We start from the raw sequence: 25,037 nt of genomic DNA, 5'->3' as shown, positions 1-25,037 counted from the left end.
ATTTCTTCACAAATTACAACCCTCTAATTATTATACTATTTCAAAAAATAAGAAATAAACAAGAAAATGTGTCGTTTTTCCAAAAAACGTACATTGTGATAAGATATGGAACTTGAAGTTAATCTTTTTATTATTTTTCAGCCTTGTAACCCGTGTGTGAAACGATAAATTGTGTTATTATCATTGTATTATAAGGTTGGAAAATCAATGAAAACTGTAAGAGTAAGTGAATTGACGGCTTATAAATTATAATAATATAACAAAGTATAAGGAAAGACTTGAAGCATAAAGGAGAGTTACAATGAAACGTAGGACGGCTAGAGAAAGAGCAATGCAAGCATTATACCAAATGGATATTACAGGTGAATTAGAACCGAAAGTAGCAGTGGAAAACACGCTAGATGAAGGCGAAGAAACAAATGAGTTTCTAGAGTCACTTGTAGTAGGTTTTGTAGAAAATAAAGAAGCAATCGATGAAGCGATTCGTCAAAATTTAAAAAAGTGGAAGCTTGAGCGTATTAGTATTGTTGATCGCAGTATTTTACGTGTAGCTGTGTATGAAATGAAATACATGGAAGAAATTCCACACAACGTAACAATTAACGAAGCAATTGAAATTGCTAAAACATTTGGGGATGAGGAATCTCGTCGTTTTATTAACGGCGTTTTATCTAATATAAAAGATACACTGTAAATTCTTTAAGGGGGAATCTTAAAATGGTAGCAGTAATCATCAAAGGAAATGAAGTTGCGGAGAAAAAACGAGCACAATTAACAGAAGAAGTTGTGAAGTTGAAAGAGCAAGGTATTGTACCAGGATTAGCAGTTATTTTAGTTGGAGAAGATCCAGCATCTCGTTCTTATGTGAAAGGAAAAGAAAAAGGCTGTGAACAAGTAGGGATTTACTCAGAGCTAATTGAACTTCCTGAAACAATTACTGAGGAACGTTTGCTTGCTGAAATCGATCGCTTAAATGGCGATGACCGTATTAATGGCATATTAGTGCAATTACCTTTACCAAAACATATTGAAGAAAAAGCTATCATTGAAAGAATTTCACCAGAAAAGGATGTAGACGGATTTCACCCAATCAGCGTGGGACGTATGATGACGGGACAAGATACATTCCTTCCATGTACACCGCATGGTATTGTAGAATTAGTAAAAGAAACAAATCTTGATATTTCTGGAAAACATGTAGTAGTAATTGGAAGAAGTAATATTGTCGGTAAACCAGTGGGGCAATTGTTTTTAAATGAAAATGCCACTGTCACATATTGTCATTCTAAGACGCAAAATATGAAAGAGTTATCGAAGTTAGCTGATATTTTAATCGTAGCTGTTGGACGACCTAAAATGATAACAGCGGATTATATTAAAGAAGGGGCGGTTGTAATTGACGTTGGTGTTAACCGTTTAGAAACAGGAAAACTTTGTGGTGATGTTGACTTTGACAACGTGTTAGATGTTGCGGGTTACATTACACCTGTGCCAAAGGGTGTTGGTCCAATGACAATCACAATGCTTCTTCATAATACTGTTGAATCTGCCAAACGTGCAGGTGTCGTTTGTAAATAATTTGAGTCGGCTATGAGGAGAGAGAAATGGAGAAGCAATATTTAACCGTTACAGCGTTAACACGCTATATAAAAACAAAAATAGAATATGATCCGCATTTGCAGTCTGTTTGGTTAAAAGGTGAAATTTCCAACTTTAAAAATCATAGCCGTGGCCACATGTATTTTACATTGAAAGATGAAAATGCAAGAATCGCAGCGGTTATGTTTGCGGGCCATAATCGTAATATTAAATTCAAACCTGAAAATGGGATGAAGGTACTCGTGAAAGGAAAAATCTCTGTTTACGAGGCGAGTGGTTCTTATCAAATTTATATTCAAGACATGCAGCCTGACGGAGTCGGAAATTTACATTTAGCGTACGAACAGTTAAAAGTTCGTTTAGAAGAGGAAGGACTTTTTTCTCAAGTTTATAAAAAAGCGATTCCTCCTTACGCTAAAACAATAGGTGTGATTACGTCGCCAACAGGAGCAGCGATTCGTGATATTATAACAACGATTAAACGTCGTTATCCAATTGGGAATGTTATTGTATTTCCGGTACTTGTACAAGGGGAGTCAGCGGCTCCCTCGATTGTACAAGCGATTCGTACAGCGAATGAAATGGGAGAGATAGATGTACTAATCGTTGGTCGTGGTGGAGGTTCTATTGAGGAATTATGGGCTTTCAATGAGGAAATGGTTGCAAGAGCGATCTTTAAGAGTGAAATTCCTATTATTTCGGCAGTAGGCCATGAAACAGATTTTACAATTGCAGATTTTGTTGCAGATTTACGCGCGCCAACACCGACCGCAGCAGCTGAGTTGGCAGCACCTAACATTATAGAGTTACAAGAAAAGGTATTACAAAGAACTCTGAGATTGCAAAGAGCAATGAGAGAGTTAGTACATAAAAAAGAAGAAAAACTACAAGTGTTGCAAAAATCGTATGCGTTCCGTTATCCAAGACAAGTATATGAGCAAAAGGAAGAGCAATTAGATAGAGCGCTAGAACAGCTTGTTTTAGCGAAAGAGCGCTATATTGATAAAAAGGTGAATCAGTTAAAGCAACTTTCATTTTATTTAGAGAAGCACCACCCATCTCAAAAAATTATGCAAACGAAGGTAGCTGTGGAAACGTTGCAAAAGCAATTACAACGTGAAATGCAAACGTTACTTCAAACGAAAGAATTTGCCTTTGTAAGAGCTGCTCAAAAACTTGAAGCGTTAAGTCCGCTTAAAGTAATGATGAGAGGGTACGGGCTTGTATATGATGAAGAGAAGCAAGTGTTAAAAAGTGTGAAAGATGTAAGCCTTGGAGATGCTGTTTCAGTTCAATTACAAGATGGAATACTAGATTGTAGCGTATCAGGCATAGAGGAGCGTGAATTGAATAATGGAAAATAAATTAAGCTTTGAAGAGGCAATTTCGCAACTTGAGCATCTTGTTTCTAAGCTAGAACAAGGTGACGTACCTTTAGAAGAAGCGATTTCTTATTTTAAAGAAGGTATGGAATTATCTAAGCTTTGTGATGAGAAGTTGAAGAATGTACAAGAACAAATGGCAGTTATTCTTGGGGAAGATGGAGAGCTTGAACCGTTTACTGCTTTAGGAGATGAAGCATAGTGACGATTGCTTTTGATACTTTTTTGAAAGAAAGTAAAACTTTCGTAGAAGAAAAACTTGTAAGCTATGCAAATGGATTACAATGTCCAAATGTACTTCGTGAAGCGATGGCATATTCTTTGGAAGCGGGTGGAAAACGTCTCCGCCCGTTACTTTTGTTTGCAACATTACAAGCGTTTGGGAAAGAAAGAAATCTTGGAGTAGGTGCAGCTTGTGCTCTTGAAATGATTCATACATATTCGTTAGTTCATGATGATTTACCTTGTATGGATGATGATGATTTAAGAAGAGGAAAGCCCACAAATCACAAAGTATTTGGTGAAGCGATGGCAGTTTTAGCAGGAGATGGCTTATTGACATACGCTTTTCAAGTTATTATGGCATATGAGCAAAAAGAAATTTCTGCTGAAAAAAAAGTAAGACTTGTACTTGAACTCGCAAAAGCATCAGGACCAGAAGGAATGGTTGGCGGACAAGTGGCAGATATGGAAGCGGAAGGGAAACGCCTTACGATTGATGAATTGGAGTACATCCATAAACATAAGACCGGAAAACTACTTGAATTTGCTGTACTTGCGGGTGCGATACTTTCTGATGCGACAGAAGAGCAAGAAGAAAAGTTGCTTACGTTTGCCAAATATATCGGTCTAGCTTTCCAAATTCGAGATGATATTTTAGATGTCGAAGGAACTGAAGAAGAGATTGGAAAACCGATTGGTAGTGATCTTTCTAATGAAAAGAGCACATATACGACGTTGTTTACTGTAGATAGAGCAAAGGATATTTTAGAAGAAACAATTGCAGAAGCAAAAGGTGCGATTAGCTCCTTGCAATTACAAGATGAATATTTACTATCTATTTGCGATTTGATTGCAAAACGTAATAACTAATATAACAGCGTTTTCATTTGTTGAGTCATTCATCATTTTATGATATAAATGTAGGAAAAGGTTTTTCTTTTCTTGTTATTGGCAAAAATATATGTAGATTACATTGCCGTTATCACTTCGTGTTAGCGGCTATTTTTTTCATCGCCTAAAGAAATATGGTTTATAATAGGATTAAGGCGCAATAGACTGGTTAATAGCGGGACAAGACGAAAAATAGAAAAGAGAATTTCTTGTTTTGTGTAAATGTTTTTTATAATATTTGACATGTTGACAGATTATGAAATGAAAGTGAGTGATCCATGTGGATCTAACGCAAATTCAAAACCCTAGTTTTTTGAAAGATATGTCTATCAGTGAACTAGAGGGATTGAGTGAGGATATTCGTAAGTTTTTAATTGAAGAGCTCTCTCAAACAGGTGGACATATTGCACCTAATTTAGGTGTAGTAGAACTCACAATTGCTCTGCACAAATTATTTGATAGCCCGCAAGATAAATTTTTATGGGATGTAGGACATCAATCCTATGTACATAAAATTTTAACTGGACGCGCGAAAGAGTTTGGCACATTAAGGCAATATCAAGGTCTATGTGGTTTCCCGAAACGTTGTGAGAGTGAGCACGATGTATGGGAAACTGGTCATAGCTCGACTTCGTTATCGGCTGCAATGGGAATGGCTCTGGCACGTGATTTAAAGAAAACGAAAGAATATGTTATACCAATTATTGGAGATGGTGCTTTAACAGGCGGAATGGCTTTAGAGGCATTGAACCATATTGGACATGAAAAAACAGACATGATTGTTATTTTGAATGATAATGAAATGTCAATTGCACCAAACGTTGGTGCGCTTCATAATGTGCTCGGTCGTTTACGTACCGCAGGAAAATATCACTGGGTAAAAGATGAATTAGAGTATATATTAAAGAAAATTCCAGCAGTTGGCGGGAAAGTGGCTGCGACAGCAGAGAAAATAAAAGACAGTCTTAAATATTTACTAGTATCTGGTGTCTTTTTCGAAGAGTTAGGCTTTACATATTTAGGTCCAGTCGATGGGCATGATTATGAAAAGTTATTCGAAACGTTGCAATATGCAAAGAAAACAAAAGGCCCAGTACTCGTTCACGTTATTACAAAAAAAGGAAAAGGTTATAAACCGGCTGAGAGTGACGTTATTGGAACTTGGCATGGAACAGGACCTTATAAAATTGAATCAGGTGACTTCGTTAAGCCGAAAGAAGTTGCACCAGCATGGAGTGCTGTCGTTAGTGAAACAGTACTTAAGCTAGCGAGAGCAGATGAGCGTATCGTAGCAATTACACCTGCAATGCCTGTTGGATCAAAACTTGAGAAATTCCAAAAAGAATTCCCAGATCGTATGATTGATGTAGGTATTGCAGAACAGCATGCTACAACAATGGCAGCAGGTATGGCAACGCAAGGAATGAAACCATTCTTAGCGATTTATTCAACATTTTTACAAAGAGCATATGACCAAGTTGTTCATGATATATGCCGCCAAAATTTAAATGTTTTCATCGGAATAGATCGTTCGGGATTAGTAGGAGCAGATGGTGAAACGCATCAAGGCGTATTTGATATCTCATTCTTACGTCACTTGCCGAATATGGTGCTTATGATGCCGAAAGATGAAAATGAAGGTCAACATTTAGTTTATACGGCGATGCAATATGAAGATGGACCAATCGCATTGCGTTATGCGCGCGGTAATGGACTTGGCGTTCATATGGATGAAGAATTAAAGGCGATTCCAATCGGTACGTGGGAGACGTTAAAAGAGGGTACACAAGCAGCTATTTTAACGTTTGGTACGACAATACCAATGGCAATGGAAGCAGCTGAGCGTCTTGAAAAAGCTGGGGTTTCAGTGAAAGTAGTGAATGCTCGCTTTATTAAACCAATGGATGAAGCATATTTACATGATCTTCTAGGAAAGAATATACCGATTTTAACGATTGAAGAAGCTTGTTTAATCGGTGGTTTTGGAACAGGAGTAGTTGAATTTGCATCTGAAAATGGTTACCATAGTGCATTAGTTGAACGAATGGGTATTCCAGATCGCTTCATAGAGCACGGAAGTGTAACAAAATTATTAGAAGAAATTGGTTTAACGACAGATGCTGTTGTAGACCGTATTCATACAATGATTCCATCAAAACAAAAAAGGGCGTAACAAATGAGCGTAAAAAAAGAAAGAGTAGATGTACTATTAGTAGAGCGAGGACTTATAGAAACGCGTGAGAAAGCAAAGCGCGCCATTATGGCCGGACTCGTATATGCAAATGAGATGAGACTTGATAAGCCAGGAGAGAAAATCTCGCAAGATACTGAGATTACGGTGAAGGGACAAGTTATGCCGTATGTAAGTCGTGGTGGTTATAAACTTGAAAAGGCATTAGAGACATTTCATCTTGATTTACAAGATAAAGTTATGATAGATATTGGTTCATCAACTGGTGGCTTTACAGATTGCGCGCTTCAAAATGGAGCGAAATTATCTTATGCATTAGATGTAGGATACAATCAACTAGCGTGGAAATTACGTCAAGATGAGCGTGTTGTTGTAATGGAACGAACAAACTTCCGTTACGTGACACCAGCAGACTTAGAACGTGGTTTACCTCAATTTGCAAGTATTGATGTTTCATTTATATCATTAAAGCTTATACTGCCAGTTTTAAAAACAATGCTTATGCCTAACGGAGATGTAGCAGCGTTAATTAAACCGCAGTTTGAAGCTGGAAGAGAGCAAGTTGGGAAAAAAGGTATCGTTCGTGATAGAAAAGTACATGAAGCTGTTGTAGAAATGATTGTCGAGTTTGCTTTAAAAGAAGGCTATGATGTGGAAGGTTTAACATTCTCACCAATTACGGGTGGGGATGGTAATATTGAATTTTTAATTCATCTGAAATGGCATGGTGAACGTGAGAATGGCGAAAATCATTCTCCGATTTCTATAGAGCAAGTTGTTACAGAAGCGCATGAAGTTCTAAAACAAAAAGGGAAAGGGGAATAACATATGTTGTTCCTCTTTTTGCTGTAATTGTATAATGATTGTAAAAACAATTGTGTACAAGAAACGAATTATAAGTTAACATAAATAAGTGAAGTATACCAATGTTTAAACTATGGTAAGAGATAGTGTGAGGTGCAAATGTATGAATAAAGGTCAGCGCCATATTAAAATCAGGGAAATTATTGCAAACAAAGAAATTGAAACACAAGATGAATTAGTTGATATTTTACGTAATGAGGGATTTAATGTAACGCAAGCAACAGTATCGCGCGATATTAAAGAACTGCACTTAGTGAAGGTGCCATTACATGATGGGCGCTATAAATATAGCTTGCCAGCAGATCAACGATTTAACCCGTTACAAAAATTAAAACGAAATCTAGTGGATTCATTTGTAAAATTAGACACGGCAGGACATATGCTTGTGCTAAAAACATTGCCTGGTAACGCTCATTCACTTGGAGCACTTATTGATCATTTAGAGTGGGATGAGATCATCGGAACCATCTGTGGTGATGATACTTGCTTAATTATTTGCCGTACACCTGACGATACAGGTGTTGTCTCTGATCGTTTCTTAAATATGTTGTAACAAAAAATCTTGTTTGCTTTCCATCGTAAAGTGGAAAGTGAACAAGATATTTTTATTGGTTAAAAATATGAATTTTCAATTGTAATATAATATTTTGTTTGCATAAAGTTAGAAAATAGATGGATTGACCCGTAAAACAAATGTTTGGTACAATGAAGCGGGTTAGAAGAGTATATACATACAAATATATAGCATGATTATTTGAATGAAGAACTGAGAAAATCCTTTAGTAAGGGATTATTTTATAACGAGGTGAATGGGGCATTGTTATCGGAATTATCGATTAGAAACTTTGCTATTATTGAAGCATTAAATATTTCTTTTCAAAAAGGTTTAACGGTTTTAAGCGGTGAAACAGGGGCCGGAAAATCGATTATTATTGATGCAATTAGTTTACTTGTAGGTGGCCGTGGGTCAGCAGAATTTGTTCGATATGGAACAGAGAAGGCTGAGATTGAAGGGCTATTTTATGTTGAAGATGAGAAGCATCCATGTATTGAAAAGGCAGAAGAGTTAGATATAGAAATAGAAGATGGCATGATTATTTTAAAGCGTGATATTGCTGCGAACGGGAAGAGTGTATGTCGTGTAAATGGGAAGCTTGTTACACTTAGCATATTAAAAGAAATTGGGAAAACACTTGTTGATATTCATGGACAGCACGAAACGCAAGATTTAATGAATGAAGAACGACATCTGTTTATGCTTGATCACTTTGATGGGGATCGAATCGTTAAACAATTAGACATATATCAAAACGTATACGCTGACTATGAAAAATTAAAAAAACAATTGAAATCGTTAAGTGAAAATGAGCAACAAATGGCACATCGCTTAGATTTAATTCAATTTCAGCATGAAGAAATTCGCAAGGCGGATTTAAAGATGGATGAAGAAAATGAATTAACTGAGGAACGATTGCAAATTTCTAATTTTGAAAAGATTTATAAAGCGTTAGGTGATGCATATCGTTCGTTAAGTGCCGACGGACAAGGGTTAGATAATGTAAGAAGTGCAATGGGGCAAATGGAAAGTATTACACATTTAGATGAAGTGTATCAGGAGAATCATGATTCAATTGCAAATAGCTATTACTTATTAGAAGAGGTTGCCTATCAACTGAGAGAAAAGCTCGATATGATGGAATATGATCCAAATCGTTTAGATGAAATCGAAACACGTTTGAATGAAATTCGTATGCTAAAGAGAAAATATGGAAATACTGTAGAAGAGATTTTAGCGTATGCTGATAAAATTGAACAGGAAATTTTTACGATTGAAAATAAAGACGTTCATATTGAAACGACGAAGAAACAGTTGAAGGAATTAGAAAGTGTTATTCTGAAAGAAGCAACGTTGTTAAGTAATATGCGTCATGAGCTTGCAGAACACCTTACAAATGCAATTCATCAGGAATTAAAAGAATTATATATGGAAAAAACGAAATTTGAAGTGAGAATTATGAAGAGAGAAGGAAATGTAGAAGAGCCCCTTGTGGAAGGTGCGCCGGTAAGACTTACGGCGGATGGTTACGATCATGTGGAATTTTATATTTCAACGAACCCAGGAGAGCCGCTAAAACCACTTTCAAAGGTTGCATCTGGCGGAGAGTTATCTCGTATCATTTTAGCTTTAAAAAGCATTTTTTCTAAGCATCAAGGGGTTGCATCTGTTATTTTTGATGAAGTGGATACGGGTGTAAGTGGCCGGGTCGCACAGGCTATTGCGGAAAAAATTTATCGAGTATCAGTAAACTCGCAAGTACTTTGTATTACGCACTTACCTCAAGTAGCTTCAATGGCAGATTCACATTTATTTATTCGAAAACAAGTAGCGAATGATCGGACAATTACATCGGTTACTGTTTTAACTATGGAGGATAAAGTAACAGAAATAGCTCGAATGATTTCTGGTGTGGAAATCACAGATTTAACGACAGAGCATGCGAAAGAATTACTTACGCAAGCGCATCATTTTAAACAGACAGCAGAGGCTATCCAGTAATGGATAGCTTTTTTTCTCAAATGACGATTTCTTAATTCTTCCGGTTATAAATAAAGCACTGCAAGGAGAGATTAAAAAGTGAAGCCAAGAGGCTGAATGTGGGGTAGGAGCGAGGAGAGTGAACAAGTTGAAATTAGAAAAATTTCGAAAAATAATAGGTCTTTGTCTCCTTGTTTCTTTAGTTTTTATTGGATGTTTTAAACCGCTTCGAACGTTTATTTCATCACCGAAACAACTTGTTGTTTTTGAAGGACAACAATCAGAAATATCATCATTACCAGTTTTCAAAGCTTCATCCACAAATCGTCATGTATTTACAGTGAGTTCGAATGAACAAAAACAAGGACTTATGGTAAATTCTCATCAAAATGGTGAAGCTGATATGGTATTTCAGCTTGCTGGTTTTCCAGTAAAAAAAGTAAATGTGAAAGTGTTAAAAGATTTTAAAGTGATTCCAGGTGGACAATCAATTGGTGTGAAATTAAATACAAAAGGTGTACTTGTTGTAGGCCATCATTTAATTCAAACTGAAAAAGGTAAAATATCTCCTGGTGAAACAGCAGGTGTACAAATTGGAGATATGATTACTGAAATTAATGGTAAAACAATTGAAAGAATGAGTGATGTAGCACCGTTTATTCATAATAGTGGAGAAACAGGTGAACCGCTTAATCTTGTATTGTTAAGAGATGGAAAATATATTCGTACGAAGCTAACTCCACAAAAAGACAACGGTGAATCGTCTTATCGAATTGGCTTGTATATCCGTGATTCGGCAGCTGGAATTGGAACGATGACATTTGTTCATCCAGATTCTATGAAATATGGGGCACTTGGTCATGTTATTTCTGATAATGATACGAAAAAGCCGATTCAAGTCGAAGATGGACAAATTATGCGCTCGACAGTTACATCAATTGAAAGAGGTAGTCATGGGAATCCAGGGGAGAAATTAGCAAGATTCTCACCAGACCGTGAAGTGATTGGCAATATTACAATTAATAGTCCATATGGTATTTTTGGAAAATTAAATACGAATATGAAAAACGGTATAATGGATAAAGCAATGCCTATCGCATTATCTCATCAAGTAAAAGAAGGACCGGCAAAAATATTAACAGTTATTGATCAAGATAAAGTAGAAGCGTTTGATATTGAAGTCGTTAGTACAGTGCAGCAAAAATTCCCAGCCACAAAGGGTATGGTAATAAAAGTAACAGATAAACGTCTATTAGCGAAAACGGGCGGTATCGTACAAGGAATGAGCGGAAGTCCAATTGTACAAAATGGAAAAGTAATTGGTGCTGTTACACATGTATTTGTAAATGATCCAACATCAGGATATGGTGTTCATATTGAATGGATGTTACATCAAGCTGGAATTAATATTTATGATCAAGAGAAAAAAGCGAGCTAATATATATTATTAGCTCGCTTTTTCTGTTGAAAAATTCGTTGAAATTTTGTAAAAGCTCCGCAAGAGGTGTTTTTTGTTGTAAAATAAAAGGAAAGGGTTGAACGTTTCGTTGTATTTCTATGATGGAATGTGTTGCGAAAGGGAATAAATGAACGATAAACATATTTTTTTGTGATTTTATCGGAAAGTAAGAAACTTTAAAAGGGAATTTTCACACAATTGTCGAACAATTCATGTAGCCTAGAAGGATACACATGTCGGAGAATCGATTCGGTAAGGGAGGAAAAGCTGTGGAGAAAATTAAAGTATGTCTTGTGGATGATAATAAAGAACTAGTATCAATGTTAGAGAGCTATGTAGCCGCTCAAGATGATATGGAAGTAATCGGTACTGCTTATAATGGTCAAGAGTGTTTAAACTTATTAACAGATAAGCAACCTGATGTACTCGTTTTAGACATTATTATGCCACACTTAGATGGTTTAGCTGTATTGGAGAAAATGCGACATATTGAAAGGTTAAAACAGCCTAGCGTAATTATGTTGACAGCATTTGGCCAAGAAGATGTGACGAAAAAAGCAGTTGACTTAGGTGCCTCATATTTCATATTAAAACCATTTGATATGGAGAATTTAACGAGTCATATTCGTCAAGTGAGTGGTAAAGCAAACGCTATGATTAAACGTCCACTACCATCATTCCGATCAGCAACAACAGTAGATGGAAAACCGAAAAACTTAGATGCGAGTATTACGAGTATCATTCATGAAATTGGTGTACCCGCTCATATTAAAGGATATATGTATTTACGAGAAGCAATCTCCATGGTATACAACGATATCGAATTATTAGGATCGATTACGAAAGTATTGTATCCAGATATCGCAAAGAAATATAATACAACAGCAAGCCGTGTGGAGCGCGCAATTCGTCACGCGATTGAAGTAGCTTGGAGCCGTGGGAATATTGATTCTATTTCGTCCTTATTCGGTTATACAGTATCCATGTCAAAAGCAAAACCTACGAACTCTGAGTTTATCGCAATGGTTGCGGATAAGCTGAGACTTGAACATAAAGCTAGCTGAGAGTAGAAGTAGCAATGGGTTTTCGTTTTAGTAAAACCGATGTATGCTGGAACGCTATGCTCGATGTTAATTTTAAAGCCAATAAACTTTTTAATGAAAGACCAATGAATGTTATAATTCGTTGGTCTTTTTATTTTGTTGAGAAAAAGAGATTATTTGATATCATGGGAAATAAAACCTATTTTTAGTAATATTACATGTAAGTGAGTTTTTTATAAGGCAATAAAATAGATATAGATAGGGAGAAGGGGAATGGAAAATAAAATTTCAACTTGGCTAGGAATAGTAGCAGCTATGGGAGTTCTTGCTATTGCAGTTACATTTGGAATGTTAGAACTTGCAGATAATCCAGTAGATAAAGAAGTGAGCGCTCAAATAGATAAAAAAGAAGACCAAACAATAGTAGGTAGAGAGGTGGATGGGGTCTTTGTTGATGTGTATGTTACTGAAAATTCTACTGAAAGCGAAGTCATTACAGCGATGCATCGCATGACTCATCAAAAAGTGGTGGCAGAACGAAAATCGGGCTCTATCCCAATGATTCAAAGTAATGCTAAAAAATTAAAAGAAATTATAAATAAGAGTAGCTTTACGAAGAAAAATGAACTTTTAGCAATTGCTGATAGATGGGCGAAAAAAGATTTTAGTAAAATTGTAGAAGATCACAATTATTTCTCGGATGCTCAAGAAGATAGCGTTTGTAAAGTAACTAGAGCAATGGATGCGTTAGAAGAGCAACATTATATTTTAACTACATTCGGGGAGGAAAAAGCGAAAGAACTATACGAATCAGGGGATGCTCCGCACGTTCAATAAAAAATAATATAAAGGACTTCTCTAGTTTTTTTATTATCGTGTTTTAAGGACGTAATGGGACTTATAAATAAATGGTCTGCTTTCTTTATGACGTGTAACAAAAAAAGAAAAGATGTGATTCATTATTAAATGATGAAGGAACGGCTAAATCACATCGTAGTACATCTGTTAAAGGATTTTAGTAGGAAAGGCATCCGTGATATAATAGAAAATAATAAAAAGTCCTGCAAAACAGGACTGTATTATTCTTCGTCTTTATTTTGTTTTTCTAATTCAACTAGCTTTTGAATTAAAATGTGCTGCGGCATATGCATGAGTTGTTCAAGTGGAACACCTAGTGCTTTTGATAAGCGGACTGCAGTATCTGGAGAGATTTGTAATGGTCTCATAGAAGTACCTCCTTTTTCGTATAGTATAGCATAAGATTGGGGGAGTGAGGATGACTCTTATATTTGCACATCGTGGTGCGGCTGGAACGTACCCAGAAAATACAATGATTTCATTTGAAGCGGCTGAGTCTTTTAGAGCGGATGGAATTGAACTTGATGTTCAATTAACGAAAGACGGAAAAGTTGTCGTCATTCATGATGAAACGGTGGACCGGACAACAAATGGAAAAGGTGCGGTTCGGAATTATGTATATGAGGACTTATGCAAGTTAGATGCAAGTTATAAATTTGGTGATAAAGTAGGTTTTTGTAAAATACCACTTTTAGAAGAGGTATTAGAATGGCTTGCACAAACGAGTTTGCTACTTAATATTGAACTTAAAAATAATAAAATTCCATACAGAGGTTTAGAGGAAGAAGTTATAACGCTTGTACGGAAATTTAGTCTAGAGGATCGTGTTATATTTTCTTCGTTTAATCACTACAGTATGAAACGGTGCCATATGATGGCTCCTGATATTCAAACAGCAATTTTATATCGCGAAGGTTTGCATAGTCCGTGGGCATACGCGAAAAAAATGGGCGCTACAGCAGTACATCCGAATTATCGTTACCTTCAAGATGCTATTGCCGAACTAACGATGGAAAGTGGTGTAGAGGTTCGCCCTTATACAATTAATGAAGAAACGCTTATGCGTAAATATTTTGATATGAATATATCGGCGATTATTACTGATTACCCTGAAACGGCCAGAACGTTAATGCCAATAAAAAAATGAGACCGCGTGTAACGGTCTCATTTTTTTATTTATAAATAGTGGGGCATTCCTATCTTCTAAAGCGAGCTTGTACTTTATTTCGTTTACGGTCTCGGTGCAAGACGAAGCCACCGAAGATATAAAACCCGAGCCCGAAGCAGAGAGCGCCGATTAAAAATTGTAACCACAGTATAGAGATTGGTGGAAATAGAATCCCGAATACAGTATCTCTCATTAACTTTATACCAAACACAGCTAATGAAATAGGGATGAGTGCTAATAGTAGAGCAACGTAACGCTGCATACATAACGCTCCTTTTCAGATTATTTCGTATATTTTAATGATGTTATAAGAAAAGGGGGTTTGTCAAGAGGGTGCTGAACGAGTAAGATAAAGGTGTGAAAAAATTTGCAGAGTTACTTCGAGAGGAAGTGGGATATATGAAACAAAAAGTATTAATTGTTGGTGCAGGTGAAGGCGGGAGCGCACTGCTGAATCTGTTACAAAGTTCGAATATATTTCAAATTATAGGGATTATTGATATAAATCCGTTGGCAAAAGGACTACAAATTGCTAAGGAATACGGGATTACAATTGGAGAAAGTGTAACTCCATTTCTTTCTATGCATATCGATGTAATATTTGATATGACAGGTGAAGATGATGTGCATAAGGTTTTATTGGAAAAAAAGAAAAAAGACACTCTTCTTATACCAGGTGATATCGCAAAAATTGTTACAGGATTAGCGCATGAGAAGGAAGGGCTGATTGGGCGATTAGAGGAACAAACGCAACAAGGAGAATTAATTTTAAATTCTACACATGACGGCATGATCGTAATTGATCGAGAGGGACAAGTTCGTCTTTTTAATAAAAGTGCAGAGCGTATTATCGGATATAAAAAAGAAGAGGCGATAGGAAAATATATTTTAGAAGTCATTCCAACTAGTAAATTACTTCGCATTATACGTACGAAACAAATAGAAGTAAATTATGAACTAACATTAGAGAATGGAAAGAAAATTATTACAACGCGTATACCGATATTAAAAGAGGGCGGAGAGGTACAAGGGGCATTTGCAATTTTTAAAGATATAACAGAAGTTGTAGATTTAGCGGAAGAAGTTACAGATTTAAAGGAGATTCAAACACTATTAGAGGCAATTATTAACTCATCTGAAGAAGCAATTTCGGTTGTGGATGAAAAAGGAAGAGGTTTAGTTATTAACCCGGCATATACGAAATTAACGGGTTTAACAGAAGAAGATATTATTGGGAAGCCTGCTACAACTGATATTGTAGAAGGCGAAAGTATGCATATGAAAGTACTTCGAACGCGTCGTGCGGTGCGCGGAATACATATGAAGATTGGGCAAAAAAAACGCGATGTAATTGTAAACGTGGCACCAGTCATTGTGGATGGAATATTGAAAGGAAGCGTCGGCGTTATCCGTGACGTGTCGGAAATTCAAAAGTTAACAAATGAATTGAATAGAGCAAGGCAAATTATTCGCACATTAGAAGCGAAATATTCATTTGATGATATTGTCGGGAATTCAGATGAAACAACGGCAGCTATCGAACAGGCGAAGCTAGGAGCAAATACACCAGCAACAGTGCTGTTACGCGGTGAATCTGGGACTGGTAAAGAATTGTTTGCACATGCAATCCATAATGGAAGTAATCGAAAATACAATAAGTTCGTCCGTGTAAACTGTGCGGCCATTTCGGAGACGTTGTTAGAAAGTGAATTATTTGGTTATGAGGAAGGGGCGTTTTCTGGAGCGAAAAGAGGCGGGAAACGTGGGTTCTTTGAGGAAGCAAATAACGGTAGTATTTTTTTAGATGAAATAGGGGAGTTATCTGCAAATACACAAGCGAAACTCCTTCGTGTACTGCAGGAAAAAGAAATTGTAAAAGTTGGTGGAACGAAAGCGATACCTATTAATGTTCGAGTAATTGCAGCGACGCATGTGAATTTAGAAAAGGCTATTCTAGAAGGGAAGTTTAGGGAGGATTTATATTATCGATTAAATAAAATCCCAATTCAAATTCCATCTCTTCGTCAACGTAAAGGAGATATACCGACAATTGCGGACAGATTGATTCAAAAAATTAATCAAGATTACGGTCGTAATGTAGAAGGGCTCACTGATTCAGCCATTTTATATTTACAATCATACGAATGGCCAGGGAATGTGAGGGAACTTGAAAATATTCTGGGAAGAGCTATTATCTTTATGAATTATAACGAGACCTATATTGATGTACACCATTTACCGCCATTACATAACGAAGAGCAGGTGGAGTCAAAGCAATCTCATTTATTACCTGAATTAGAAGAAAAGCCACTTGAACATTTAGTGACAGAGTTTGAAGGGAATATTATTCATGAATATTTGGAGAGATTTGATGGGAATAAAACGCAAACTGCAAAAGCGTTAGGAATTTCCGTTCGAAATTTATATTACAAGCTAGAAAAGTATGACCATGCAAAAAATAGCATGCAATAAATTGCGTACCGTGCAATTTATTGCATGGTATACAAAAAGTGACAAAATAAGACAGAATCTTTTGTTATTTTCCAAAGTATTGATTTTACTGCATTTTGAATGCGTTTTCATTATTGGTAAGACCACTTTTAAAAGTTGGCACGGTATTTGCTTTATAAATAGACGAGGGACGACGGAAAGGGTTGATTACAAAATATGAAGTTAGAATACTTAATTGATCAAGCAGCAGGGCAGCCTAAAAAAACTGTAGCTGTAGCAGTAGCTGAAGATCATGAAGTAATTGAAGCTGTAGCGAAAGCAATTAAATTACAGTTAGCTCAATTTCGTCTATATGGAAATCAAGAAAAAATAATGGGGATGCTACAAGAACATGGTTTACAAACTTCAGAACATGTTCAAGTGATTGCAGCAATGTCTAGTGCAGAGGCTGCAGAACTTTCTGTTAAAGCTGTGAGAAATGGTGAAGCAGACGTGCTTATGAAGGGGAACATCCCAACAGCGAATATTTTGAAGGCTGTGTTAAACAAAGAGTGGGGCCTACGTAAAGGTAGCGTACTTTCACATGTAGCAGCATTTGAAGTTCCAAATTACGATCGTCTTATTTTCGTTACAGATGCAGCGATGAACATCGCACCTGATGTAACACAAAAAGCTGCTATTATACAAAATACTGTAGAAGTTGCCCGGGCAATAGGAATCGACTTGCCAAAAGTGGCACCAATTGCAGCAGTAGAAGTTGTGAATCCAGCGATGCAGGCGACAATTGATGCAGCGATGTTAACACAAATGAATCGCCGCGGACAAATTAAAGATTGTATCGTTGATGGACCACTTGCTTTAGATAATGCAGTATCACAAATTGCAGCAGAGCATAAAGGCATAGTAAGTGATGTAGCAGGTAAGGCAGATATTTTACTCGTCCCAACGATTGAAGCTGGAAATGTGCTATATAAATCACTCGTATACTTTGCGGATGCAAAAGTAGGAGCAATGATTGCTGGCGCAAAAGCACCGATCGTTTTAACATCTCGTGCTGATTCAGCAGAAACAAAAGTATATTCATTAGCATTGGCAGTTGCGACTGCTTCAAAATAAACCAAAAAGGGTAAAACATTAGGGGGAAACGACAATGACATTAGAAATATTCGAATACTTAGAAAAATATGATTATGAGCAAGTAGTATTTTGTCAAGATAAAGAATCTGGTTTAAAAGCAATTATTGCAATTCATGATACAACACTTGGACCGGCTCTTGGTGGAACAAGAATGTGGACATATGATTCTGAAGAAGCGGCGATTGAAGATGCATTGCGTCTTGCAAAAGGGATGACATACAAAAACGCAGCAGCTGGTTTAAACTTAGGTGGTGCGAAAACAGTAATTATCGGTGATCCTCGTAAAGATAAGAGCGAAGCAATGTTCCGTGCACTAGGACGTTATATCCAAGGACTAAACGGACGTTACATTACAGCTGAAGATGTTGGTACAACAGTAGATGATATGGATATTATCCATGAAGAAACTGACTTTGTAACAGGTATCTCACCATCATTCGGTTCTTCTGGTAACCCATCTCCGGTAACTGCATACGGTGTTTACCGTGGTATGAAAGCAGCTGCAAAAGAAGCTTTCGGTACTGACAATTTAGAAGGAAAAGTAATTGCTGTTCAAGGCGTTGGTAACGTAGCATATCACCTATGCAAACATTTACACGCTGAAGGAGCAAAATTAATCGTTACAGATATTAATAAAGAAGCTGTACAACGTGCTGTAGAAGAATTCGGTGCATCAGCAGTTGAACCAAATGAAATTTACGGTGTTGAATGCGATATTTACGCACCATGTGCACTAGGCGCAACAGTTAATGATGAAACTATTCCACAACTTAAAGCAAAAGTAATCGCAGGTTCTGCAAATAACCAATTAAAAGAAGATCGTCATGGTGACATCATTCATGAAATGGGTATTGTATACGCACCAGATTATGTAATTAATGCAGGTGGCGTAATTAACGTAGCAGACGAATTATATGGATACAATAGAGAACGTGCACTAAAACGTGTTGAGTCTATTTATGACACGATTGCAAAAGTAATCGAAATTTCAAAACGCGATGGCATAGCAACTTATGTAGCCGCAGATCGTCTAGCTGAAGAGCGCATTGCAAGCTTGAAGAATTCTCGTAGCACTTACTTACGCAACGGTCACGATATTATTAGCCGTCGCTAATCATTCATATATAACTTTTACAAAAGGTGTGGTTACCTCTTATGAGGTTTCCACTTCCTTTTGAATTTATTAGTGGAGGTAGCAACATTGTCTGTAAATCGAATTCTTGTTATTAACCCAGGTAGTACATCCACAAAAATTGGTGTTTTTGATAATGAAAGACCCGTTCTAGAAGAAACGATTCGTCATGACGTAGAACAGATTGGAAAATATAAGAGAATTATCGACCAATATGAGTTTCGAAAAGAAACGATTTTAGAAGTTCTACATTCTCATGGTATTAACATTTCAAAATTAAACGCTGTTTGTGGGCGTGGTGGATTACTTCGTCCAATCGAAGGCGGTACGTATACAGTAAACGATGCGATGTTAGAAGATTTGAAAAATGGCTTTAGCGGTCATCACGCTTCAAACCTTGGAGGCATTTTAGCATATGAAATTGCTTCTGGATTAAACATTCCTGCATTCATTGTAGATCCTGTCGTTGTAGATGAGATGGAGCCGGTTGCTCGTATAAGTGGCATTGCTGGTATGGAACGCAAAAGTATCTTCCATGCATTAAATCAAAAAGCAGTTGCTCGTAAAGTAGCTGAACAGTTAAATCACAAATACGAGGATTTAAATTTATTAGTTACACATATGGGTGGCGGTATTACAGTTGGTGCTCATAAAAAAGGAAGAGTAATCGATGTGAATAACGGTTTAAACGGAGAAGGACCATTTAGTCCAGAGCGCGCTGGTACAGTACCAGTAGGGCAACTAGTAGAAATGTGTTTCTCTGGTGAGTATTACCGTGATGAAATGATTAAAAAACTTGTCGGACAAGGTGGACTTGTAAGTTTAATCGGTACAAATGATGCGATTAAAGTAGAGCAAATGGTTGAAAAAGGTGATCCTGAAGCAACTCTTATTTATAAAGCAATGGCATATCAAGTTGCAAAAGAGATTGGCGGAGCTAGCGCTGTACTTCACGGGAAAATCGATGCAATCGTATTAACTGGTGGACTGGCATACAGTAAAATTCTTGTCGATGAAATAAAAGAGCGAGTGGACTGGATTGCAGATGTTATCGTACATCCAGGCGAAGATGAGTTAGAAGCGTTAGCAGAAGGAGCACTTCGTGTATTACGTGAAGAAGAAGCTCCAAAAGAATACGTTGTACGTGAAAAAGAAACGGTAGCTAGGGGTTGAGATAATGGCAAAAGAATATGATTTAGTCATCGTTGGCGGCGGTACTGGTGGATATGTTGCTGCAATTCGTGCATCACAACTAGGGTTAAAAACTGCACTAGTCGAAAAAGAAAATCTTGGTGGTACTTGTTTACACAAAGGATGTATTCCTAGTAAAGCTCTTTTACGTAGTGCGGAAGTATATGCAACTGCTAAAAAAAGCGAAGAGTTCGGAGTTATTGCAAGCAATGTAGAACTAAACTTTGCGAAAGTACAAGAGCGTAAAGAGAAGATAGTAACGCAGCTTCATAAAGGCGTTCAACATTTAATGAAACAAGGTAAAATTGATGTGTTTGAAGGTATTGGCCGTATTCTTGGCCCATCTATTTTCTCTCCGATGCCAGGGACAATTTCAGTTGAACTTGCAAGTGGAGAAGAGAATGAAATGTTAATTCCAAAAAATGTACTTATTGCAACAGGTTCTCGTCCAAATTCATTACCAGGTTTAGAATTAGACGGAGAGTACGTAATGTCTTCAGATCATGCTCTAAAAATGGAAACGCTTCCTAGTTCGATTATTATCGTTGGTGGCGGTGTAATCGGTATTGAGTGGGCATCTATGCTTGCTGACTTCGGTGTAGAAGTTACAGTATTAGAGTATGCGAAAACGATATTACCACTAGAAGATCAAGACGTTTCAAAAGAAATGCAACGTCTATTCAAGAAAAAAGGTATTAAAGTGGTAACTGGTGCAAAAGTATTACCAGAAACATTGGTAAAAGATAATGGAGTAACAATCCAAGCTGAACACAACGGTGAAAATAAAGAATTTAAAGCAGAAAAAATGCTTGTATCTGTAGGAAGACAAGCGAATACGCAAAATATTGGCTTAGAGAATACAGATATCGTTGTGGAAAAAGGATACATTCAAACAAATGAGTTTTATCAAACGAAAGAATCGCATATTTACGCAATTGGAGATGTAATCGGTGGCCTGCAACTCGCTCACGTTGCTTCTCACGAAGGAATTGCTGCAGTAGAACATATTGCAGGGAAAGAAGTTACACCAATCGATTACTCTATGGTATCAAAATGCGTATATAGCAGTCCGGAAGTTGCTTCTGTCGGTTTAACAGAACAAGAAGCGAAAGAAAAAGGCTATAAGTTAAAAGTAGGTAAGTTCTCATTCCGCGCAATCGGAAAAGCACTTGTATACGGAGAATCAGATGGTTTCGTAAAACTTGTAGTTGATGAAGAGACAAATGACATTCTTGGTGTTCATATGATTGGACCGCATGTAACAGATATGATTTCTGAAGCGGGTCTTGCAAGAGTACTTGATGCAACACCTTGGGAAGTAGCACATACAATTCATCCGCATCCATCATTATCTGAGGCGATTGGTGAAGCAGCACTTGCTGTAGATGGAAGAGCGTTACACGCATAAAAATGTGGATTTAGGAGGTTATGAAAAATGGCAGAAGTAAAAAAAAAGCGCCATGAAGAGCTTGGCTTAAGTGATGAGCAAGTATTAGAAATGTTCCGTACGATGTTACTTGCACGTAAAATCGACGAACGTATGTGGTTATTAAACCGTGCTGGTAAAATTCCATTCGTAATTTCTTGTCAAGGACAAGAGGCTGCACAAGTTGGAGCGGCGTTCGCTCTTGATAGAGAGAAAGATTATGCATTACCATACTACCGTGATATGGGTGTTGTACTAGCATTTGGTATGACAGCTAAAGAGCTTATGTTGTCTGCTTTCGCGAAAGCTGGAGATCCAAACTCTGGTGGTCGTCAAATGCCTGGTCACTTCGGTCAAAAGAAAAATCGTATTGTTACAGGTTCATCTCCAGTAACAACGCAAGTACCACATGCAGTTGGTATTGCATTAGCTGGAAAAATGGAGAAGAAAGATTTAGTAACGTTCGTTACATTTGGAGAAGGTTCTTCAAACCAAGGTGACTTCCATGAAGGGGCAAACTTTGCTGGTGTACACAAACTACCTGTTATTTTTATGTGTGAAAATAACAAATATGCAATCTCTATTCCAGTTGAAAAACAATTAGCATGTAAAAACGTATCAGATCGTGCGATTGGTTACGGTATGCCTGGATATACAATAGACGGAAACGATCCGCTTGCAGTATATAAAGCTGTAAAAGAAGCAGCAGATCGCGGTCGCCGTGGTGAAGGCCCAACTTTAATTGAAACAGTATCATATCGTTTAACAGCACATTCTAGTGACGATGATGATCGTGTTTATCGTGATAAAGAGGAAGTAGAAGAAGCAAAGAAAAAAGATTCAATTATAACATTCGCGGCTTATTTAAAAGAAGCTGGTGTATTAACTGAGGAATCGGAAAAACAAATGTTAGACGAAATTATGCATATCGTAAATGAAGCAACAGAATATGCAGAAAATGCTCCGTATGCAGCACCTGAAGATGCATTGAAGCACGTATACGCAGAATAGGGGGGGAACGTTTCATGGCTGTAATGTCTTATATTGATGCTATTACATTAGCAATGCGCGAAGAAATGGAACGCGATGAGAAAGTATTCGTTTTAGGAGAAGATGTTGGTAAAAAAGGTGGCGTGTTTAAAGCGACACACGGTTTGTATGATCAATTTGGTGAAGATCGTGCGCTTGATGCACCGCTTGCAGAATCTGCAATTGCTGGGGTAGCAATTGGTGCGGCAATGTATGGTATGCGTCCAATCGCTGAAATGCAGTTTGCTGATTTCATCATGCCAGCAGTAAACCAAATTGTTTCTGAGGCAGCAAAAATTCGTTATCGTTCTAATAATGATTGGACTTGTCCAGTTACAATTCGTGCACCATTTGGCGGGGGTGTTCACGGTGCATTGTATCATTCACAATCTGTAGAAGCGATGTTTGCAAACCAACCAGGTTTAAAAATCGTTATCCCTTCTACACCATATGATGCAAAAGGCTTATTAAAAGCAGCCATTCGTGATGAAGATCCAGTATTATTCTTCGAACATAAACGTGCATATCGTTTAATTAAAGGTGAAGTGCCGGAGGATGACTACGTATTACCAATCGGAAAAGCAGATGTAAAACGTGAAGGTGATGATATTACAGTTATCACGTACGGATTATGTGTTCATTTTGCTCTTCAAGCGGCTGAAAAGTTAGCACAAGATGGCATCTCTGCACACATTCTTGATTTACGTACTGTATATCCATTAGATAAAGAAGCAATCATTGAAGCAGCTTCTAAAACAGGTAAAGTTCTTCTTGTAACAGAAGACAATAAAGAAGGAAGCATTATGAGTGAAGTGGCAGCAATTATTGCTGAAAACTGTCTATTTGATTTAGATGCGCCAATCGCACGTCTTGCAGGTCCAGACGTTCCAGCAATGCCATATGCACCAACAATGGAAAAATTCTTTATGGTAAATCCAGATAAAGTTGAAAAAGCAATGCGTGAACTTGCGGAATTTTAATCGGGGGGACTATACATGGCTGTAGAAAATATTACAATGCCTCAGCTCGGGGAGAGCGTTACAGAGGGCACAATTAGTAAATGGCTCGTTAATGTTGGCGATCACGTAAACAAGTATGATCCGCTTGCAGAAGTAATGACTGATAAAGTAAATGCTGAAGTACCATCTTCTTTCACGGGGATTGTAAAAGAGTTAATCGCTGGTGAAGGTGATACGTTAGCTGTAGGTGAAGTAGTTTGTGTGATTCAAGTAGAAGGCGCAGATGAAGTAGCAGCAACAGCTGTTGAAGAAAAAACGAAAGAAGAACCAAAGGCAGAAGTAGCTACGTCTGAAAAAGCACCGAAAGTAAAACAACCAACTGATGGAAAACCACGTTTTTCACCAGCTGTGTTAAAACTTGCGGGTGAGCATAACGTTGATTTAGATCTAGTAGAAGGTACGGGAGCAAACGGCCGTATCACTCGTAAAGATATTTTAAAGCTAGTGGAATCTGGAAATATTCCGCAAGCAGGTGCAGCGAAGAAAGAGGAAGCTGTAGCGGCAGTAGTAGAAGCTCGCCCAGAAGCACCAAAAGCAGCACCAGTAGCGCAAAAAGTAGAAGCTGCGAAACCAGTTTCTGTACCTACAATGCCTGGAGATATCGAAATTCCAGTAACAGGTGTGCGTAAAGCGATCGCAGCAAACATGTTACGTAGTAAACATGAAGCACCACATGCTTGGATGATGATTGAAGTAGATGTGACAAACCTTGTGTCATACCGTAACTCAATTAAAGGTGACTTTAAGAAGCGTGAAGGCTTTAACTTAACGTTCTTTGCTTTCTTCGTAAAAGCAGTAGCACAAGCGTTAAAAGAGTATCCTCAAATTAATTCAATGTGGGCTGGCGATAAAATTGTTCAGAAGAAAGATATTAACCTTTCTATCGCTGTTGCAACAGAGGAAGAACTATTTGTACCAGTAATTAAGCAAGCGGACGAGAAAACAATTAAAGGTATCGCTCGTGAAATTACAGAACTTGCAGGAAAAGTACGTACGAAATCGTTAAAAGCAGACGAAATGCAAGGTGGAACATTTACAATTAATAACACAGGATCATTCGGTTCTGTTCAATCTATGGGTATTATTAATTACCCGCAAGCGGCTATTTTACAAGTTGAATCAATTGTAAAGCGCCCAGTAATTATGGATAATGGTATGTTCGGTGCTCGTGACATGGTTAACTTATGTTTATCACTTGATCACCGAGTACTTGATGGTTTAATTTGTGGTAAGTTCTTAGGGCGTGTTAAAGAAATTTTAGAAAACATGTCAGAAAATAATACATCTGTATATTAATAAAAAGCTCGCTTATGCGAGCTTTTTATTATCTTATTTCTTCATCTACATCCTACTATATGTATAAATATCTTTCCCAGTAATCTTACAATAAACGATTATGTATTAGGAATTTACGAAAATACATTGCTGATATATGGTAT

The 25,037-nt window shown here is 37.3% G+C and carries 23 protein-coding genes; 21 read left to right on the top strand and 2 right to left on the bottom strand.

Annotated features, from left to right (window positions below; translation table 11 throughout):
• The first annotated feature begins 301 nt into the window (after positions 1–301).
• From nusB to ACX9TM_RS20990, 12 genes are all read left to right on the top strand, one after another.
• Positions 302–694 (top strand): N utilization substance protein NusB, encoded by a 393-nt coding sequence (gene nusB / locus ACX9TM_RS21045; RefSeq protein ID WP_000830247.1) that lies wholly within the window; start codon positions 302–304, stop codon positions 692–694.
• 23 nt (positions 695–717) lie between these two features.
• Positions 718–1,578, top strand: a complete 861-nt coding sequence (folD, locus tag ACX9TM_RS21040; RefSeq protein ID WP_000226732.1) for a bifunctional methylenetetrahydrofolate dehydrogenase/methenyltetrahydrofolate cyclohydrolase FolD — start codon at positions 718–720, stop codon at positions 1,576–1,578.
• A gap of 26 nt (positions 1,579–1,604) precedes the next feature.
• Positions 1,605–2,963: an exodeoxyribonuclease VII large subunit gene (gene xseA / locus ACX9TM_RS21035; protein ID WP_000415249.1), complete on the top strand. Its 1,359-nt coding sequence runs from the start codon at positions 1,605–1,607 to the stop codon at positions 2,961–2,963.
• Positions 2,953–3,183 (top strand): exodeoxyribonuclease VII small subunit, encoded by a 231-nt coding sequence (xseB, locus tag ACX9TM_RS21030; protein ID WP_000428423.1) that lies wholly within the window; start codon positions 2,953–2,955, stop codon positions 3,181–3,183. The genes xseA and xseB overlap by 11 nt, the downstream gene beginning before the upstream one ends.
• Positions 3,183–4,073, top strand: coding sequence for a (2E,6E)-farnesyl diphosphate synthase (gene ispA, locus ACX9TM_RS21025; protein WP_065382150.1), 891 nt, complete (start codon positions 3,183–3,185; stop codon positions 4,071–4,073). The genes xseB and ispA overlap by 1 nt, the downstream gene beginning before the upstream one ends.
• Before the next feature lie 301 nt (positions 4,074–4,374).
• Complete coding sequence (gene dxs / locus ACX9TM_RS21020) at positions 4,375–6,267, top strand: 1-deoxy-D-xylulose-5-phosphate synthase (protein WP_000366452.1); 1,893 nt, start codon at positions 4,375–4,377, stop codon at positions 6,265–6,267.
• 3 nt (positions 6,268–6,270) lie between these two features.
• The gene (locus tag ACX9TM_RS21015; RefSeq protein ID WP_000111875.1) at positions 6,271–7,110 is read left to right on the top strand and encodes a TlyA family rRNA (cytidine-2'-O)-methyltransferase; all 840 of its coding nucleotides are present in this window, start codon (positions 6,271–6,273) and stop codon (positions 7,108–7,110) included.
• A gap of 142 nt (positions 7,111–7,252) precedes the next feature.
• On the top strand, positions 7,253–7,702 hold the full coding sequence (gene argR, locus ACX9TM_RS21010; protein ID WP_001032580.1) for an arginine repressor ArgR: 450 nt from the start codon (positions 7,253–7,255) through the stop codon (positions 7,700–7,702).
• A 264-nt stretch (positions 7,703–7,966) separates the two neighbouring features.
• Entirely contained in the window at positions 7,967–9,706 is a 1,740-nt protein-coding gene (gene recN, locus ACX9TM_RS21005; RefSeq protein ID WP_000947768.1) for a DNA repair protein RecN, read from the top strand.
• A gap of 118 nt (positions 9,707–9,824) precedes the next feature.
• The gene (spoIVB, locus tag ACX9TM_RS21000) at positions 9,825–11,123 is read left to right on the top strand and encodes a SpoIVB peptidase (RefSeq protein WP_002000940.1); all 1,299 of its coding nucleotides are present in this window, start codon (positions 9,825–9,827) and stop codon (positions 11,121–11,123) included.
• A 290-nt stretch (positions 11,124–11,413) separates the two neighbouring features.
• Entirely contained in the window at positions 11,414–12,208 is a 795-nt protein-coding gene (spo0A, locus tag ACX9TM_RS20995; protein WP_011110369.1) for a sporulation transcription factor Spo0A, read from the top strand.
• Between the two features lie 252 nt (positions 12,209–12,460).
• The gene (locus tag ACX9TM_RS20990; RefSeq protein ID WP_000428229.1) at positions 12,461–13,024 is read left to right on the top strand and encodes a PRK06770 family protein; all 564 of its coding nucleotides are present in this window, start codon (positions 12,461–12,463) and stop codon (positions 13,022–13,024) included.
• Between the two features lie 242 nt (positions 13,025–13,266).
• Here ACX9TM_RS20990 and ACX9TM_RS20985 read toward each other — a convergent pair whose 3' ends face one another.
• Positions 13,267–13,413, bottom strand: a complete 147-nt coding sequence (locus tag ACX9TM_RS20985) for a YycC family protein (RefSeq protein ID WP_001247671.1) — start codon at positions 13,411–13,413, stop codon at positions 13,267–13,269.
• 50 nt (positions 13,414–13,463) lie between these two features.
• On the opposite strand from ACX9TM_RS20985, the gene ACX9TM_RS20980 reads away from it, so the two are divergent.
• Positions 13,464–14,192: a glycerophosphodiester phosphodiesterase gene (locus ACX9TM_RS20980; RefSeq protein WP_000172575.1), complete on the top strand. Its 729-nt coding sequence runs from the start codon at positions 13,464–13,466 to the stop codon at positions 14,190–14,192.
• A 49-nt stretch (positions 14,193–14,241) separates the two neighbouring features.
• On the opposite strand, the gene ACX9TM_RS20975 is transcribed toward ACX9TM_RS20980, so the two are convergent.
• Positions 14,242–14,475: a DUF2627 domain-containing protein gene (locus tag ACX9TM_RS20975; protein ID WP_001190211.1), complete on the bottom strand. Its 234-nt coding sequence runs from the start codon at positions 14,473–14,475 to the stop codon at positions 14,242–14,244.
• 137 nt (positions 14,476–14,612) lie between these two features.
• Here ACX9TM_RS20975 and ACX9TM_RS20970 point away from each other — a divergent pair, with 137 nt between their 5' ends.
• From ACX9TM_RS20970 to ACX9TM_RS20935, 8 genes are all read left to right on the top strand, one after another.
• On the top strand, positions 14,613–16,685 hold the full coding sequence (locus ACX9TM_RS20970) for a sigma-54 interaction domain-containing protein (RefSeq protein WP_065382397.1): 2,073 nt from the start codon (positions 14,613–14,615) through the stop codon (positions 16,683–16,685).
• Between the two features lie 195 nt (positions 16,686–16,880).
• The gene (gene yqiS / locus ACX9TM_RS20965; RefSeq protein WP_000764678.1) at positions 16,881–17,780 is read left to right on the top strand and encodes a phosphate butyryltransferase; all 900 of its coding nucleotides are present in this window, start codon (positions 16,881–16,883) and stop codon (positions 17,778–17,780) included.
• Positions 17,781–17,814: 34 nt separating this feature from the next.
• Positions 17,815–18,915 (top strand): leucine dehydrogenase, encoded by a 1,101-nt coding sequence (locus tag ACX9TM_RS20960; protein WP_000171355.1) that lies wholly within the window; start codon positions 17,815–17,817, stop codon positions 18,913–18,915.
• Positions 18,916–19,002: 87 nt separating this feature from the next.
• Positions 19,003–20,106 (top strand): butyrate kinase, encoded by a 1,104-nt coding sequence (buk, locus tag ACX9TM_RS20955; RefSeq protein ID WP_000115781.1) that lies wholly within the window; start codon positions 19,003–19,005, stop codon positions 20,104–20,106.
• 4 nt (positions 20,107–20,110) lie between these two features.
• Complete coding sequence (lpdA, locus tag ACX9TM_RS20950; RefSeq protein WP_001051289.1) at positions 20,111–21,532, top strand: dihydrolipoyl dehydrogenase; 1,422 nt, start codon at positions 20,111–20,113, stop codon at positions 21,530–21,532.
• Between the two features lie 27 nt (positions 21,533–21,559).
• Positions 21,560–22,561 (top strand): 3-methyl-2-oxobutanoate dehydrogenase subunit alpha, encoded by a 1,002-nt coding sequence (bfmBAA, locus tag ACX9TM_RS20945; protein ID WP_489574223.1) that lies wholly within the window; start codon positions 21,560–21,562, stop codon positions 22,559–22,561.
• Between the two features lie 14 nt (positions 22,562–22,575).
• Positions 22,576–23,559 carry a 3-methyl-2-oxobutanoate dehydrogenase subunit beta gene (bfmBAB, locus tag ACX9TM_RS20940; RefSeq protein ID WP_000290071.1) on the top strand — a complete coding sequence of 328 codons (984 nt, stop codon included), beginning with the start codon at positions 22,576–22,578 and terminating at the stop codon, positions 23,557–23,559.
• A 15-nt stretch (positions 23,560–23,574) separates the two neighbouring features.
• Positions 23,575–24,894 (top strand): dihydrolipoamide acetyltransferase family protein, encoded by a 1,320-nt coding sequence (locus ACX9TM_RS20935; RefSeq protein WP_000257660.1) that lies wholly within the window; start codon positions 23,575–23,577, stop codon positions 24,892–24,894.
• Positions 24,895–25,037: the final 143 nt, after the last annotated feature.

This window comes from Bacillus sp. LH1 (assembly GCF_057924895.1).
The sequence above is the reverse complement of the archived record's forward strand: the minus strand, read 5'-3'. Positions and strand labels throughout refer to the sequence as shown.

Coding starts and splice junctions, on each gene's coding strand:
- bfmBAA (WP_489574223.1), top strand. CDS start 21,560: ATGGCAGAAGTAAAAAAAAAGCGCCATGAAGAGCTTGGCTTAAGTGAT.
- bfmBAB (WP_000290071.1), top strand. CDS start 22,576: ATGGCTGTAATGTCTTATATTGATGCTATTACATTAGCAATGCGCGAA.
- lpdA (WP_001051289.1), top strand. CDS start 20,111: ATGGCAAAAGAATATGATTTAGTCATCGTTGGCGGCGGTACTGGTGGA.
- ACX9TM_RS20960 (WP_000171355.1), top strand. CDS start 17,815: ATGACATTAGAAATATTCGAATACTTAGAAAAATATGATTATGAGCAA.
- ACX9TM_RS20975 (WP_001190211.1), bottom strand. CDS start 14,475: ATGCAGCGTTACGTTGCTCTACTATTAGCACTCATCCCTATTTCATTA.
- ACX9TM_RS21015 (WP_000111875.1), top strand. CDS start 6,271: ATGAGCGTAAAAAAAGAAAGAGTAGATGTACTATTAGTAGAGCGAGGA.
- nusB (WP_000830247.1), top strand. CDS start 302: ATGAAACGTAGGACGGCTAGAGAAAGAGCAATGCAAGCATTATACCAA.
- ACX9TM_RS20970 (WP_065382397.1), top strand. CDS start 14,613: ATGAAACAAAAAGTATTAATTGTTGGTGCAGGTGAAGGCGGGAGCGCA.
- ACX9TM_RS20935 (WP_000257660.1), top strand. CDS start 23,575: ATGGCTGTAGAAAATATTACAATGCCTCAGCTCGGGGAGAGCGTTACA.
- folD (WP_000226732.1), top strand. CDS start 718: ATGGTAGCAGTAATCATCAAAGGAAATGAAGTTGCGGAGAAAAAACGA.
- xseB (WP_000428423.1), top strand. CDS start 2,953: ATGGAAAATAAATTAAGCTTTGAAGAGGCAATTTCGCAACTTGAGCAT.
- ACX9TM_RS20980 (WP_000172575.1), top strand. CDS start 13,464: ATGACTCTTATATTTGCACATCGTGGTGCGGCTGGAACGTACCCAGAA.
- yqiS (WP_000764678.1), top strand. CDS start 16,881: ATGAAGTTAGAATACTTAATTGATCAAGCAGCAGGGCAGCCTAAAAAA.
- ACX9TM_RS20985 (WP_001247671.1), bottom strand. CDS start 13,413: ATGAGACCATTACAAATCTCTCCAGATACTGCAGTCCGCTTATCAAAA.
- xseA (WP_000415249.1), top strand. CDS start 1,605: ATGGAGAAGCAATATTTAACCGTTACAGCGTTAACACGCTATATAAAA.
- ACX9TM_RS20990 (WP_000428229.1), top strand. CDS start 12,461: ATGGAAAATAAAATTTCAACTTGGCTAGGAATAGTAGCAGCTATGGGA.
- argR (WP_001032580.1), top strand. CDS start 7,253: ATGAATAAAGGTCAGCGCCATATTAAAATCAGGGAAATTATTGCAAAC.